Origin of the sequence: Paraburkholderia unamae, assembly GCF_003268775.1 — a bacterium.
GTDB classification, from domain to species: Bacteria; Pseudomonadota; Gammaproteobacteria; order Burkholderiales; family Burkholderiaceae; genus Paraburkholderia; species Paraburkholderia unamae.
This window is the reverse complement of record NZ_QLSU01000021.1, coordinates 47,658-61,312: the sequence shown is the minus strand read 5'-3', so window position 1 is coordinate 61,312 and position 13,655 is coordinate 47,658. Positions and strand designations below refer to the sequence as shown.

The following is a 13,655-nucleotide window of genomic DNA, read 5'->3' as shown; positions in this document are numbered from 1 at the left end:
GGCGTCAGCCGCTCGCCGCGCTTCAGGCGTCGAGCGCGCGCGGCCCGATCAGGTCGATGCGGTCGGTGCAGACCGTATCGACGCCCCAACGCACGAGTTCGCGCGCCCGCTCGAGATCGTTGACCGTGTAAGCGAGCATGAAAAGCCCCGCGGCCTTGATACGCCCGACAAGCGCCTCGTCGAGGTGGCGATGGCTCGCGTGGAGCGAGACGCAGCCGAGCGCGGCGGTTTGCTCGCGCCAGTCGGTCGGCACACGCTCGAACAGCAGGCCGCGCGGCAGATCCGGCGCAGCGTCTCGCGCCGCTTCCAGCGCCGCGTAGGAGAAGGATGAGAGCAACGGCGACACGCCTTGCGCGCCTTCTGCTTCCCCTGACCACAGCCGCGCTGTTTCCGCGGCGACGATGCGCCCTGTCTCCACGTCACGGCCCGTACAGGGCTTGATCTCCACATTCGCCGCGAGGCCCAGTTCTCGGCAACTGGCTGCGACTTCGGCGAGCGTGGGCATGCGTTCGCCGGCGAAGCGCGCGTCCCGCCAGCTGCCGGCGTCGAGCGCGGCCAGCTCCGCGTAGCGCATGCATGCGGCCGCGCCGTGCCCGTTCGAGGTCCGGTCCACAGTGTCGTCGTGCAGCAGGAACGCGATGTTGTCGGTGGACAGCTTGGCGTCGAACTCGACCATCGTGTGGCCGTAGCTCGCGCCGATGCGCAAGGCGGCCAGCGTATTTTCGGGCGCGAGCGTGCCGCCCCCACGGTGCGCGGCGACGCGCGGATACGGCCAGGACTTCATCGGATGGACTCCCGGAATCGGCAGGGCGCGCGCCGCGCTCACGCGTCGTCGTCGACGACGAAGAGCCGGCGATACTCCTTCAGGGCATACCGGTCGGTCATGCCCGCGATGTAGTGCGAAATGAGGCGAGGCTGGAGCGCGGCGTCGGGCGTCTGGTACGCGGGCGGCAAGAGGCGCGGGTCTTCGCTGAACGCTTCGAACAAGCCCTTCACCACACGCCGCGCCTTGTTGGCCATGCGCATCACGCGATAGTGGCGGTACAGGTTGCGGTACAGAAAACGCTTGAGCGCGGCCGCCTGCGCCGCCACGCGCTCGCTGTGCGCGACGAGGGGCGGCGCCGCGCGCACATCGTCGAGCGACTGCGGCGCGCGCTCGGCGAGGTTGCGCCGCGTTTGCCCGATCAGGTCGACGATGAGCGTATTGATGATGCGCCGCACGGTCTCGTGGATCAGCCGGCGCCCCTCGATCTGCGGATACTCGGCCCGCGCGGCGTCGTAATGCATCTGCCAGAGCTCGACTTCGGCGAGCTGCTCGATGGTGAGGAGGCCTGAGCGCAGGCCGTCGTCGACGTCGTGGTTGTTGTAGGCGATCTCGTCGGCGATGTTGGCGATCTGCGCCTCGATCGAAGGCTGCCGGCCGAGCAGGAAGCGCTCGCCCAGATCGCCCAGACGCCGTGCGTGCTCGCGCGAGCAGTGCTTGAGGATGCCCTCGCGCGTCTCGAAACACAGGTTCAGGCCGTCGAACGCGCCGTAGTGCTCCTCGAGCTCGTCGACCACGGCGAGGCTTTGCAGGTTGTGCTCGAAGCCGCCGTGCTCGCGCATGCACTCGTTGAGCGCGTCCTGGCCCGCATGGCCGAACGGCGTATGACCGAGGTCGTGCGCGAGCGAGATCGCCTCGACGAGATCCTCGTTCACACGCAGATTGCGCGCGACCGAGCGCGCGATCTGCGCGACTTCGAGGCTGTGCGTGAGCCGCGTACGAAAGAGATCGCCCTCGTGGTTCACGAAGACCTGGGTCTTGTATTCGAGGCGGCGAAACGCGGTGGAGTGGACGATGCGGTCGCGGTCGCGCTGGAATTCGCTGCGCGCGGCCGGTGGCGGCTCCGGGTAGCGCCGCCCGCGCGAATGCGAAGCGTGTGCCGCATAAGGCGCGAGCCCCGCCTCGAAGGAGGCGAGGAGCGCCGCATTGGCGTCGGCTGCGGGCGCCGCGCCGCGTACTTCACGGCTGAGATCAATACGGGGATCACTACGGATATCGCTGCGGGTATCGCTCACCGTTCCTCCGCGAGGGGTTATGGCCGGCGGCGCGTCAGCCTTGCGTCGTGGCCGCGAGCGTGGCCTGCACGGCTTCGTCGGGCGCACGGCCGATGTGCGTCTCGCCGAAGCGCTTGAGCAGGATGAACTTGATCGCCCCGCCCTCGGCCTTCTTGTCGACCTGCATCAGCTCGACATAGCGATCCGCGCCGAGCGCGGGCGCTTGCACGGGCAGCCTGGCGGCCTGCACCAGGCGCACGAGCCGCGCGCGCGAAGCGTCGTCCAGCATGCCCACGCGCACCGAAAGATCGGCCGCCATCACCATGCCGCACCCCACGGCCTCGCCGTGCAGCCATTCGCCGTAGCCCAGCCCGGCCTCGATCGCGTGGCCGAACGTGTGGCCGAAGTTGAGAATGGCGCGCAGGCCGCCTTCGCGTTCGTCGGCGGCCACGACCGAAGCCTTGATCTCGCACGAGCGCTTGACCGCGTGCACGAGCGCTTCGGGTTCGCAGCGGTTGAGCGCTTCGACGTTGGCTTCGATCCAGTCGAAGAATTCGGCGTCGGCGATGGCGCCCGTCTTGATGACCTCGGCAATGCCCGCCGCGAGTTCGCGCTCCGGCAGCGTACGCAGCGCGCCGATGTCGGCGATCACGGCCTGCGGCTGGTAGAACGCGCCGATCATGTTCTTGCCGAGCGGATGATTGATGCCGGTCTTGCCGCCCACCGACGAATCGACCTGCGAAAGCAGCGTGGTCGGCACCTGGATGAACGGCACGCCGCGCATGTAGCAGGCGGCCGCGAAGCCGGTCATGTCGCCCGTCACGCCGCCGCCCAACGCGATGAGCGTAGTCTTGCGGTCGGCGCGCGCGGTGAGCAGCGCGTCGAAAATCTCGTTGAGCGTTTCCCAGTTCTTGTGCGCCTCGCCATCGGGCAGCACGACGGTGTTGACGTCCTTGCCGAGCGGCGCGAGCGCGGCGCGCAGCGCCTCGCCGTAGAGCGGATCGACGACGGTGTTCGTCACGATCGTCACCGACTTGCCGGCGATATGGGGCGCGAAGAGCGCCGTCTGGCCGATCAGGCCGGAGCCGATATGGATGGGGTAGGCTCGATCGCCCAGTTCGACGTTGACGGTAATCATGCTCTGAAGTGTGAGAGTTGCTGGTGCACTACCTGACGCTTCGACCGGGGCGTGGCTCGCACCCTGTTCGGACCCTACTCGCGCGCGATGGCCCGCGCGACCCCGGCCATGTCGAGCTGCATCAGCACCATGTTGACGAGCCCGTTGACCGAGGGCCGGCCCGTTTCGATCACGAAGTCGGCGACCTCGCGATAGAGCGGGTCGCGTGCTTCGTAGAGGGCTTCGAGCCTCCCCTTGGGGTCTTCGGTCTGCAAAAGCGGACGGTTCTTGTCGCGCCGCGTGCGCAGCCACAGGTCGTGCGGATGCGCGCGCAGATACACGACGAAGCCGCGCGCCTTGAGCGCCGCGCGGTTCTCGGGCCGCAGCACCGCGCCGCCGCCGGTGGCGAGGACGATGCCTTCGCGCCCCGTCAGCTCCTCGATCGCCTGGGCCTCGCGCTCGCGAAAGCCCGCTTCGCCTTCCAGTTCGAAGATCACCGGGATGCGCGCGCCGGTGCGCGCCTCGATCTCGTGATCGGAGTCGAAAAACGGACGCTCCAGCCGGCGCGCGACCGCCCGGCCCACGGTCGTCTTGCCGGCGCCCATGAGCCCTACGAAAAATACATTGGCGTTTGCGTCCCGCACTTGCAGCGATTCCTACGAAAGGTTGGTGTGGCAGCTTACTGGCAAAGCGGCGGCGTTGTCGAGCCTGCGGCCTGGGCGTTCCGGCCCCGGCGCGCCGCTTGCGGCCAACCAGGGTCAGTTCGACTCCACGACACGCGGCGTGATGAAAACCACCAGTTCGCTGCGTTGGTCCCGATGCGCGCGATGCGAAAAAAGCGCGCCCAAAAACGGTATTTTGCCCAGGAGCGGCACACGCGTCACATCATCCCGATCATCGCTTGCGTCGATCCCCCCAATCGACACCGTGCCGCCGTCCTCGATTTCCACGCGGGTCCGCACGTGCTTGGTGTTGATCGCGGGCCCGGCGGCGGTCTGTTCGCCCACGCTGTCCTTGGCCACGTCGAGGTCCAGAATGACACGGCCGTCGGGTGTGATCTGCGGCTCCACCTCCAGTTTCAGGCTGGCGCGCCGGAATTGCACGCCCGAAACGCCCTGCCCGACCTTGGCCTGATACGGCAGCTCCGTGCCCTGCTCCACGACCGCCTTCACGCGGTCGGCCGTGACGACGCGTGGACTCGACACCACCCGCCCGCGCCCCTCGGCCTCCAGCGCGCTCAACTGGATGTCGAGCAGGCGCGTGGCGCGCGCGGCCAGCAGCGTGAGGCCCAGGCCCGCAGCCTCGAAACCCGAAAGCGGTCCGGCCGCAAGGTCGTAGACGGTGCCGTCCGCGCCCGTGCCCAGGCCGCGCGCGGTGGAACCGTCCACCGCCACGGGCGTCACGCCAAGGCGCACGCCCAGCTCGCGCGAGAGTCCCTCGTCCCCCTCGACGATACGCGCCTCGATCAGCACCTGCCGCGCTGGCGCGTCCAGACGCCGCACGAGCTCGCCGATCTGGTCGAGCCGCGCTGGCAGATCGGTGACGAACAGCAGGTTCGTGCGCGTATCCGCCACGGCAGCGCCACGCTTCGAAAGCGCGCGCTGCGCACCCGAGCCGCTCAGGAGCCGGCGCAAGTCTTCGGCGCGTGCATAGTGCAGCTCGAACGCGCGGCTCGCGAGCGGCTCCAGCTCGGCGGCCCGCGCATGCGCCTCGAAGCGCTGGCGCTCGCGCGCCGCGAGCTCGGCGGCGGGCGCGACCCAGATCACGTCGCCAATGCGCGACATCGCCAGGCCGTTCGCCTCGAGCAGCAGGTCGAACGCGGTGCGCCACGGCACGCGATCGAGGCGCAACGTGACCTGGCCGCGCGCCCGTTCGCTCGCGACGATATTGAGCTTCGTGAACTGGGCGAATGCATGCAGTACGGCCGTGAGCTCCGCGCGCTGGAAGTTGAGCGTGATGGGCCGGTCGGGCGGCAAACCGTCGTCACCGGAGGCGGAGTCGCTGAGCCGCGCCGGTGCGCGTATGGGCACGGGCGGCCCTTCGAGTGGCGCGGCCACCGGTGGGGTGCTGCTGGGTTCTCGTGCGGGCGGCGCGGCGCCGGCAGCCTCGTCGGCATTGTCTGCCGGGGTATTTTCTGGAGCCGCGCCCTCGCCGCCGCCCGTAAAAGGATTGGCCACCCATTGCGACGACGACGCTTCCGCGCCCCCTGTGCCTACCGTGTCTTTCGGCAACGGCGGCGCTTCGTAATGCGCGAGCGCCCCTGACTGCCGCGCCCACGCAGGCTGCGGCAATGGCGTGGCGGCCGATACAGCGACACTCCACAGCGATGCGCAGAGCACGCAAACGCCCCAACGGACCGCGCTCATTTCGCCGCCTCGGTCCAGCCGAGCGCATGCGTCGCCCCGCCCGCCAGCACGACAACACGCGCCGGCCCGACCTGCACGACGCGCCCGTCGCCAATCGCCTGCCCTGCCTGCGCCGTGACGACGCCTTCGGGCGTTTCCACGAGCGCGACAATGCGCTGCCGGTCCTGAAGGATGCCGGCGAGCCGCCAGCCGCTCTGAGCGCTTCCGGCCGCCGTGGCGCGAGCGAACGGGTCGGCAACCGCCCCGGCGCCTTCGGCGGACGCCAAGGCAAGCGGTGCGGCGGGCAGCGCGTCGTACACGCGCAATGTCGCCGATATCGAAAGGCCGGCGTTCGTGCGCCGGATCGCCAGTTCGGCTGGCACCGTCAAGGCAGGCTCGCTGACGAACGCTTCCAGTAGCGAACGCAATTGCGCAAAGCTGCCTTGCGCGACCAGCTTGATCGAACGGAACGCTTCGGCGTGAGCACCGCCGGCGGCACCTGGCTCCAGGGCGTGCAAGACGAGGCCCGCTTGTGCGGCAAGCTGCGAGATCCGGCGAATGTCGTCCGCAGAATTGCCGGCGTGCGGCACGTGCGCGGCCTCCCCGGCCGCTGCCTCGCGCAACGCGGGCAAGCGCGCCAACGCTCGCCTGGCGTCGTCGTAACGCATCTGGGCGTCCGCCAGCGCGGTGCGCCCCGCATGCACGCCCAGCGGATCCCCGACGATGCACGCGCAGCTCGCCACCGCTCCCGACAGGAATGCGATCGCCAACGCGACGGCAAGACGCCGGGGCGCGCTCCACGCATGAAGCGGCGGCCAGCCACGCCATGCAACGCTCGCTCGCGCCTGCACGGCGGCGCTCATTTCGCCTCCTTCGCTGCGGGACTTCGCTGCACGCCGGGCCTGTCGGCGCGCGGCACATCGCTCGCCCCTTGCCAGACGAGATGCGCTGCGACGCGAATCGGCTCCCCCTCCTGCGGGCGTGCACTTGAACTTGAACCTGCGCGTGCGCCGCCCGCCGGTGTTGCGCGCTTGAGCTCTCGCACGCTCACGGTCTCGACGCCGGGCAGCGCGCGCAACCGTCCAAGCCATGCTGCCGCAGCCGACTCGTCCGCCGCGCTCGCCAGCAGATCGGTTTCATCAGCGAACTGGGCAAGCTGCTCCAAACCTGTGCCCGGTGGAACGCCGCTCGCCAGCGCATCGGCGAGCGCGAAAAGGCGCGTTGCCGCCCGCGCATGCTGTCGCGCGAGTTGCTCGCCGGTACGCCGCGCCTCGGCCTCGCGCGCCAGCCGCTGCGCTTCGCCCAACGGAGCACGCCAGTGCGCAAGCGGTTGCTCCAATACGTCACGCCGCGCCTCGATCCCGCCGCGCTCCTCGAACTGCCAGAGCACAACCCCGAGCGCACACGCGCCGCCCGCGACCGCGGCGGCCAACCACTCGAACAACCGCCGCCGGCGCAGCCGACGGATCGCACGCTGCCGCCAAGGCAGCAGATTGAACCCGCCGAGCGCGCGTGGCGAGACAATGCGCACAGCACGCCCGCCCGACACCGCGCCCGTCATTCGCTCACCCCGCGCAGCGCGAGCCCGAACGCCACAGCGCACGCGGGATCATGCAGGAGGTGCGCATCGAGAGACCGTTCGATGTCGGCGAGCGGCGCGCACTCGAACGGCAGCACCGGCGCGCTCAGCGCGTCGCCGATGTCGGCCAGCGTGAAGTTCACGCCGCGCAGCATGGCAAGCTCGCCCGAAACCTGCACGCAGCCGGGCTGTTCGCCATCGACAAGATCGCGCAACGCCTCCACGAGGTCGGCATGCTCGAGCGCCGGAAAGTGCATCTGCCGAATAACCGAGTCGTCGACCAGATGCCAGCCGTGCACGCCTTCCTGTCCGATCCAGAGCGCCACCCAGGGTTCGTGCGGCGGCAGCTCGTAAGCCGCCGCATACCGCATGGCGCGCAACGCGGCGTGCGCTTCGTCGTCCATGGCGCATAGCGTGATGCCGGCCATGGCCGCACATTCGATGCGCGTTTCCAGGTGCTGCCGCGCCGTTGCCGCGATCGTGATCTGCGCTTCGCGCGCCTGCCGGGCGTCGAGGGCGGGCGTGGCCGGCAGCACGCTCCAGTCGACCGCGAGTTCGCCGCGCTCGACGCCGGCCACACGCTCGGCCTCCGCAAGCACGAGCGGCTCCAGGCCCGCATGAATGCCGGAGTCGTCTACCGGGCCGGATGGCGCGAAGCGCGCGAGCGGTACTGTCGCGACGAGCGTGGCGCTCGCGGGCAGCGCCATCGCGCAACGCAGCGACGCCGCCGCGCAAGCACGCGGCAACTCGCCAAACACACTGCGCAACGCACCGACAACGGCTGCGCGATCGACGATCTCGGCGCCCGCCAGCGCCTCGCGCGCGAGCGGCGCGCTCGCCAGCCATTCGAGCCGGGCCGGCCCCGCGCCGACGACGCGCTGGCTCAACACCACCAGCGTGAGGCCGCGCACGCCGAGATCCACGCCCGCGGCATAGCGGCGCGCGCCCAACAACACCGAACTCCCGAATCCCATTGCACTTCTCCCATACGCCCGCGCGCCGCGAACCATTCGCCGCGCGTCGATGGGGACATTGTGCGAACCCGCGCCTCGCCCGAATACTCGGCCATATGGCCAACGTTCGACCTGCGTGCTACCCACACGCGAGAGGCGCGTCTACAGTGCGGATATCGGGTTGCCCAATCGCATGGGTCCGCGTATGTAAGCATCTCGAAAGCCCCGCGGCGAGCGGCGGCTATAATCGCGGGACCGTTTTTCTGGTGTTCGTATGCAAGATCAGCTTCCTTCGTCCGTGCCGCCCTCCACGCCGCCCGAACCACCCAGGCGGCGCAAACGCCCATGGTGGGCTACGCTGCTGATCGCCTTTTTCGGCCTGATCTTCGCGGGCGTGGTGTGCGTGGCGCTGGTGCTCGGCTACGCGCTCGTCGTGGCCACCCCGAACCTGCCTTCGCTCGAGGCGCTCACCGACTACCGCCCGAAGGTGCCGCTGCGCATCTACACGCGCGACCACGTGCTGATCGGCGAATTCGGCGAGGAACGGCGCGACATCGTCCATTTCCAGGACGTGCCCGACAATCTCAAGAAGGCCATTCTCGCCATCGAGGACGCGCGCTTCTACGACCACGGCGGCGTCGACCTCGCGGGCATCGCGCGCGCGGGCGTGGTCGCGCTCACCAATGGCCACGCCACCCAGGGCGCGAGCACGATCACCATGCAGGTGGCGCGCAACTTCTTCCTTTCGAGCGAAAAGACCTACACGCGCAAGATTTACGAGATGCTGCTCGCCTACAAGATCGAGTCCAAGCTCTCGAAGGATCAGATTCTCGAGGTGTACATGAATCAGATCTATCTGGGTCAGCGCGCGTATGGCTTCGCGAGCGCCGCGCGCGTGTATTTCGGAAAGGATCTGAAAGATCTCACGCTCGCCGAATGCGCGATGCTCGCCGGGCTGCCCAAGGCGCCCTCGGCCTATAACCCGGTCGTCAATCCGAAGCGCGCGAAGGTGCGTCAGGAGTACATCCTCCAGCGCATGCTGGAACTGCACTACATCACGCAGGAGCAGTACGACACGGCCGCGGCGCAACCGCTCGTCGTCAAGGGCGCGGGCAAGGAGTTCAGCGTCCACGCCGAATACGTGGCGGAAATGGTGCGCCAGATGATGTACGCGCAGTACCACGAAGAGGCGTACACGCGCGGCCTGAACGTCGTCACGACCATCGACTCGGCCGATCAGGACGTCGCCTATCACGCGCTGCGCAAGGGGCTCATGGACTATGAGCGCCGCCACGGCTATCGCGGGCCGGAAGCGTTCATCGACCTGCCCTCCGACGCCGAGGACCGCGAGCAGGCCATCGACGACGCCCTCGTCGAGCACCCCGACAACGGCGAGCTGGTGGCGGCCGTCGTCACCGCCGCGAGCCCGAAGGAAGTGCAGGCCACCCTCATGGACGGCAACACTGCGATCATTACCGGCGACGGTCTGCGCTTCGCGCAGTTCGCGCTGAGCACGCGCGCGCAGCCGTCGCAGAGAATCCGGCCAGGCGCGATCATCCGCGTGGCGCGCAACAACGCAGGCGAATGGTCGATCACGCAGTTGCCGCAGATCGAAGGCGCGTTCATCTCGATCGTGCCGCAGGACGGCGCGATCCGCGCGCTCGTGGGCGGCTTCGACTTCAACAAGAACAAGTTCAACCACGTCACGCAGGCGTGGCGGCAGCCCGGTTCGAGCTTCAAGCCGTTCATCTATTCGGCGTCGCTCGACAAGGGCCTCGGGCCGGCCACCGTCATCAACGACGCGCCGCTCTTCTTCAGTGCTGCGGAAACCGGCGGCCAGGCGTGGGAGCCGAAGAACTACGGCGGCGGCTTCGACGGCCCCATGAGCATGCGCACGGCGCTCATGAAGTCGAAGAACCTCGTGTCGATCCGCATCCTCAACCATATCGGCACGAAGTACGCGCAGCAGTACATCACGCATTTCGGCTTCGACGCCGACCGCCACCCGGCCTACCTGCCAATGGCGCTCGGCGCGGGTCTCGTCACGCCGTTGCAGATGGCGGGCGCCTACTCGGTGTTCGCCAACGGCGGCTATCGCGTGAATCCGTATCTGATCGCCGAGGTCACGGACCAGCGCGGCATGGTGGTCGCCCAGGCGCAGCCGCTCGTGGCCGGGCAGAACGCACCGCGCGCCATCGACCCGCGCAACGCGTACATCATGAACAGCCTCTTGCAGAGCGTCGCCCAGCGCGGCACGGGCGCGAAGTCGAACGTCCTCAAGCGCACCGACCTGGGCGGCAAGACCGGCACGACCAACGACTCGCGCGACGCCTGGTTCGCCGGCTACCAGCACACGCTGGCCGCGATCGCGTGGATCGGCTACGACAACCCGCGCAGTCTGGGCGACAAGGAAACGGGCGGCGGCCTCGCGTTGCCGGTATGGATCGACTACATGCAGAAGGCGCTCAACGGCGTGCCCGAGTACAAGATGGCGATGCCCGACGGCATCGTCACGCTCGGCGACGAGCTTTACTACGCCGACGCCACGCCGGGTCGCGGCTTCGTCTCCACGGTGGGCATCAGCCAGGCGGCGCTGGAAGCCTCGGCGAGCGGGGCTTCGGGCGCGGGCGGGGGTGACAGCGCCGGCGCGGCGCCCACGCCCGAGCACGTGAATGCGAAGGAAAAGGAAGACATCATGAATCTGTTCCGGGGGCACTGAATCTCGCCGGAACCGGAACCATGAAAAACGGGCGCCAGCTTTGCAACTGGCGCCCGCTTTTTTTACGTGCTCACGCTTTTGGCTTCAGGGCGCGAACCGAACCGGCTCGCCCGCCTGCTCCGTCGCGTAGGCCGTGAGCGCCGAGAAGAACTCGGTGCCCGTGCGCGTATCGCGCCACTCGCCGTCGATGAAGCGATAGTGGAAACCGCCTGCCTTCGCCGCGATCCAGATCTCGCTCATCGGCGGTTGCAGATTCACGATGATCTTCGTGCGATTCTCGAATTCGAGCGTCAGAACGTTGCCGCTACGCTCAAGTTCGATGTCGGCCTCGGTCTCGTCCACGGCGCGCTCAACGGCCGCCAGCACGGCCTCCGCGCGGCTCAGGTAGTCACTGTCTGGCATGCTAAACTCCACCGGTTATTCATTCAGGGACAATTATGCGTGTCATTTCAGAGATGCGCGCAGCGGCATCCCGCGTATCGACCCGCGCGATTCTAGCGGCTTTTGCGATAAGCGCCGTTGCGCTCGCGGGTTGCGGCCAGCGCGGGCCGCTGTACATGCCCACCGTGCCGCCGCTTCCGCCCAAGCCCAGCTTCGAATCCGAGCCGCAGGACACCGGTGCGAACACGCCCGCGAATGCGCCTGACTCGGCATCGGCGGCGTCGGCTCCGCTCGGGACGATTCCCGACACCTCGGGCACGCCGCTCTCGTTGTCCCCGGACACCGAACTCAGCACCCCACCTTCGGCCACCGGCAGTCCGCAACCGGCTTCCGGCGCCGAGCCAACCCAATAAGATGCTCGCATGACCCAGTCCGCTTTTCACCGTGACAACGGCACGCTCTTCGTAGAAGGCGTGTCCGCCGCCGATCTCGCCGCGCAGTACGGCACGCCGCTTTACGTGTACTCGCGCGCGGCCCTCACCGCCGCATGGCACGCCTATGCCGACGCCTGCGCCGGCCGCCACGCCAAGGTGCACGTCGCGGTGAAAGCGAACAGCAACCTCGCGGTGCTCAATCTGTTCGCGCGCGAAGGCGCCGGCTTCGACATCGTTTCGGCGGGCGAGCTCGCGCGCGTGCTCGCGGCGGGCGGCAAGGCGCAGGACGTGGTGTTCTCGGGCGTCGGCAAGACCGCGGGTGAAATGCGCGAAGCGCTCGAAGCGGGCGTCAAGTGCTTCAACGTCGAATCGATTCCCGAACTCGACCGCCTGAACGACGTGGCGGGCCAGCTCGGCAAGAAGGCGCCGGTCTCGCTGCGCGTGAACCCGGACGTCGATCCGAAAACGCATCCGTACATTTCCACGGGCCTGAAGGCGAACAAGTTCGGCGTCGCGTTCGAAGAGGCGCGCGCCACTTATCGCGCGGCCGCGGCCATGCAGAATCTCGAAGTGGTCGGCATCGACTGCCACATCGGCTCGCAGATCACCGAAATCGCGCCGTACCTCGACGCCATCGACAAGCTGCTCGAACTCGTCGACCAGATTGAAGCCGACGGCGTGAGCATCCGCCACATCGACGTGGGCGGCGGCCTCGGCATTCGCTACGACGACGAAACGCCGCCCGATATCGGCGAGTTCGTGCGCACGGTGCTCGACCGCATCGAGGCATACGGCAAGCAGGTCGGCCGGGCGCGCGAGGTGTATTTCGAGCCGGGCCGCTCGCTCGTGGGCAACGCGGGCATCCTGCTCACCACTGTCGAATTCCTGAAGCCGGGCTCGGAGAAGAATTTCGCGATCGTCGATGCGGCGATGAACGACCTCGCCCGCCCCGCGATGTACGACGCGTATCACGCGATCGAGCCGGTCGTGGAGCGCAATGCGCAGGCCCACACCTACGACGTGGTCGGCCCGGTGTGCGAAAGCGGCGACTGGCTGGGCCGCTCGCGCGACCTGGCGATCGAGCCGGGCGACGTGCTCGCGATCCGCTCGGCGGGCGCTTATGGCTTCGTGATGAGCTCGAACTACAACACGCGTGCGCGCGCGGCCGAGGTGATGGTCGACGGCACGCGCGTGCATCTCGCGCGCGAGCGCGAAAACGTGGCGCAGTTGTTCGCTAGCGAGCGCGTGCTGCCGGACTAAGCGCTTGCGGTGCTCAGTCCATGTGAAAAAGCGACGCCCCGGCGTCGCTTTTTTGTTGTCTGCTCGCGCGAGAAACGCCTGAGAAGCGCCTGTATGGCGGCTACACGGCGCGAGCGCCCGCCCGCGCGGCGCGCCATCGCGCAAGCAGCCACACGCCCAGCCGCCAGCCGAGCAACACCAGCATGATCGCGCCGTAGAGCTTGGGCAGCGCGAGATCGTGCTTGCCCGCCTTCATCCACCAGAAGTGGAGGATCGCCAGCACGCCGATCGCGTAGACAACGCGATGCAGCGTCTGCCAGCGCCGCCCTAGCCGCCGCGCCATCGCACGCGTGGACGTCACCGCAAGCGGAATCAGCAGCACGAACGCCGCAAAGCCCACCGTTATAAACGGCCGCTTGCCCACGTCCTTGAGCATTGCGGCGACGTCGAACCACTTGTCGAACCAGATGTAAGTGGTGAAGTGCAGCGCCGCGTAAAAGAACGCGTACAGGCCCAGCATGCGGCGAAAGCGGATCAGCGCGTTCCAGCCGGTGAGTCGGCGCAGCGGCGTGACCGCGAGCGTGATGCAGAGGAACACGAGCGTCCAGAGGCCCGTGGAACGCGTGATGAACTCGATCGGATTCGCGCCCAGCCGATCGGTGAAGCCGAAGAACACGATGCGTGCGAGCGGATACCACGCGGCGACGAACACCGCCCCCTTCGCCCATGGCAGCCAGCGCGGGCCGGTGGCGCCCGCCGCGCGCGCGCCCGCTTTCGCAGCCTTCGCACGCGGCAAGGCCGCTGCCTGCGGTGTGGTTGTCGATTCCATCTCTCGCTCCATCGCGCGTGCG

At 68.4% G+C, this 13,655-nt stretch carries 13 protein-coding genes; 3 read left to right on the top strand and 10 right to left on the bottom strand.

Going from position 1 to position 13,655, the window contains the following annotated elements:
* Positions 1-22: 22 nt before the first annotated feature.
* From ugpQ to pilM, 8 genes are all read right to left on the bottom strand, one after another.
* On the bottom strand, positions 23-784 hold the full coding sequence (ugpQ, locus tag C7401_RS29000; RefSeq protein ID WP_112174922.1) for a glycerophosphodiester phosphodiesterase: 762 nt from the start codon (positions 782-784) through the stop codon (positions 23-25).
* A 38-nt stretch (positions 785-822) separates the two neighbouring features.
* A complete protein-coding gene (locus tag C7401_RS28995; protein WP_112174842.1) occupies positions 823-2,058 on the bottom strand; it encodes a deoxyguanosinetriphosphate triphosphohydrolase in 1,236 nt (411 codons plus the stop codon).
* Between the two features lie 34 nt (positions 2,059-2,092).
* Complete coding sequence (aroB, locus tag C7401_RS28990) at positions 2,093-3,175, bottom strand: 3-dehydroquinate synthase (RefSeq protein WP_112174841.1); 1,083 nt, start codon at positions 3,173-3,175, stop codon at positions 2,093-2,095.
* Between the two features lie 74 nt (positions 3,176-3,249).
* A complete protein-coding gene (aroK, locus tag C7401_RS28985; protein WP_112174840.1) occupies positions 3,250-3,804 on the bottom strand; it encodes a shikimate kinase AroK in 555 nt (184 codons plus the stop codon).
* Positions 3,805-3,912: 108 nt separating this feature from the next.
* Positions 3,913-5,520 (bottom strand): type IV pilus secretin PilQ, encoded by a 1,608-nt coding sequence (locus C7401_RS28980; RefSeq protein ID WP_112174839.1) that lies wholly within the window; start codon positions 5,518-5,520, stop codon positions 3,913-3,915.
* Positions 5,517-6,362 (bottom strand): hypothetical protein, encoded by an 846-nt coding sequence (locus tag C7401_RS45690; protein WP_112174838.1) that lies wholly within the window; start codon positions 6,360-6,362, stop codon positions 5,517-5,519. The genes C7401_RS28980 and C7401_RS45690 overlap by 4 nt, the downstream gene beginning before the upstream one ends.
* Entirely contained in the window at positions 6,359-7,060 is a 702-nt protein-coding gene (locus C7401_RS28970) for a hypothetical protein (protein ID WP_112174837.1), read from the bottom strand. Before C7401_RS28970 ends, C7401_RS45690 begins: the two co-directional genes overlap by 4 nt.
* Positions 7,057-8,052 (bottom strand): type IV pilus biogenesis protein PilM, encoded by a 996-nt coding sequence (gene pilM, locus C7401_RS28965; RefSeq protein ID WP_112174836.1) that lies wholly within the window; start codon positions 8,050-8,052, stop codon positions 7,057-7,059. Before pilM ends, C7401_RS28970 begins: the two co-directional genes overlap by 4 nt.
* 253 nt (positions 8,053-8,305) lie before the next feature.
* On the opposite strand from pilM, the gene C7401_RS28960 reads away from it, so the two are divergent.
* Positions 8,306-10,750, top strand: coding sequence for a penicillin-binding protein 1A (locus tag C7401_RS28960; RefSeq protein ID WP_112174835.1), 2,445 nt, complete (start codon positions 8,306-8,308; stop codon positions 10,748-10,750).
* Positions 10,751-10,834: 84 nt separating this feature from the next.
* Here the strand turns inward: C7401_RS28960 and cyaY are convergent, their stop codons facing one another.
* A complete protein-coding gene (gene cyaY / locus C7401_RS28955) occupies positions 10,835-11,152 on the bottom strand; it encodes an iron donor protein CyaY (RefSeq protein ID WP_112174834.1) in 318 nt (105 codons plus the stop codon).
* A 35-nt stretch (positions 11,153-11,187) separates the two neighbouring features.
* On the opposite strand from cyaY, the gene lptM reads away from it, so the two are divergent.
* The gene (gene lptM, locus C7401_RS46140; protein ID WP_112174833.1) at positions 11,188-11,544 is read left to right on the top strand and encodes an LPS translocon maturation chaperone LptM; all 357 of its coding nucleotides are present in this window, start codon (positions 11,188-11,190) and stop codon (positions 11,542-11,544) included.
* Between the two features lie 9 nt (positions 11,545-11,553).
* Positions 11,554-12,825, top strand: a complete 1,272-nt coding sequence (lysA, locus tag C7401_RS28945) for a diaminopimelate decarboxylase (RefSeq protein WP_112174832.1) — start codon at positions 11,554-11,556, stop codon at positions 12,823-12,825.
* A 100-nt stretch (positions 12,826-12,925) separates the two neighbouring features.
* On the opposite strand, the gene msrQ is transcribed toward lysA, so the two are convergent.
* On the bottom strand, positions 12,926-13,645 hold the full coding sequence (gene msrQ / locus C7401_RS28940) for a protein-methionine-sulfoxide reductase heme-binding subunit MsrQ (protein WP_181565717.1): 720 nt from the start codon (positions 13,643-13,645) through the stop codon (positions 12,926-12,928).
* Positions 13,646-13,655: the final 10 nt, after the last annotated feature.

Excerpts from the sequence above, each read along its gene's own strand:
- cyaY (WP_112174834.1), bottom strand. The coding sequence starts at position 11,152 with ATGCCAGACAGTGACTACCTGAGCCGCGCGGAGGCCGTGCTGGCGGCC.
- C7401_RS28970 (WP_112174837.1), bottom strand. The coding sequence starts at position 7,060 with ATGACGGGCGCGGTGTCGGGCGGGCGTGCTGTGCGCATTGTCTCGCCA.
- lysA (WP_112174832.1), top strand. The coding sequence starts at position 11,554 with ATGACCCAGTCCGCTTTTCACCGTGACAACGGCACGCTCTTCGTAGAA.
- C7401_RS28980 (WP_112174839.1), bottom strand. The coding sequence starts at position 5,520 with ATGAGCGCGGTCCGTTGGGGCGTTTGCGTGCTCTGCGCATCGCTGTGG.
- aroB (WP_112174841.1), bottom strand. The coding sequence starts at position 3,175 with ATGATTACCGTCAACGTCGAACTGGGCGATCGAGCCTACCCCATCCAT.
- C7401_RS28960 (WP_112174835.1), top strand. The coding sequence starts at position 8,306 with ATGCAAGATCAGCTTCCTTCGTCCGTGCCGCCCTCCACGCCGCCCGAA.
- msrQ (WP_181565717.1), bottom strand. The coding sequence starts at position 13,645 with ATGGAGCGAGAGATGGAATCGACAACCACACCGCAGGCAGCGGCCTTG.
- ugpQ (WP_112174922.1), bottom strand. The coding sequence starts at position 784 with ATGAAGTCCTGGCCGTATCCGCGCGTCGCCGCGCACCGTGGGGGCGGC.
- pilM (WP_112174836.1), bottom strand. The coding sequence starts at position 8,052 with ATGGGATTCGGGAGTTCGGTGTTGTTGGGCGCGCGCCGCTATGCCGCG.
- C7401_RS45690 (WP_112174838.1), bottom strand. The coding sequence starts at position 6,362 with ATGAGCGCCGCCGTGCAGGCGCGAGCGAGCGTTGCATGGCGTGGCTGG.
- lptM (WP_112174833.1), top strand. The coding sequence starts at position 11,188 with ATGCGTGTCATTTCAGAGATGCGCGCAGCGGCATCCCGCGTATCGACC.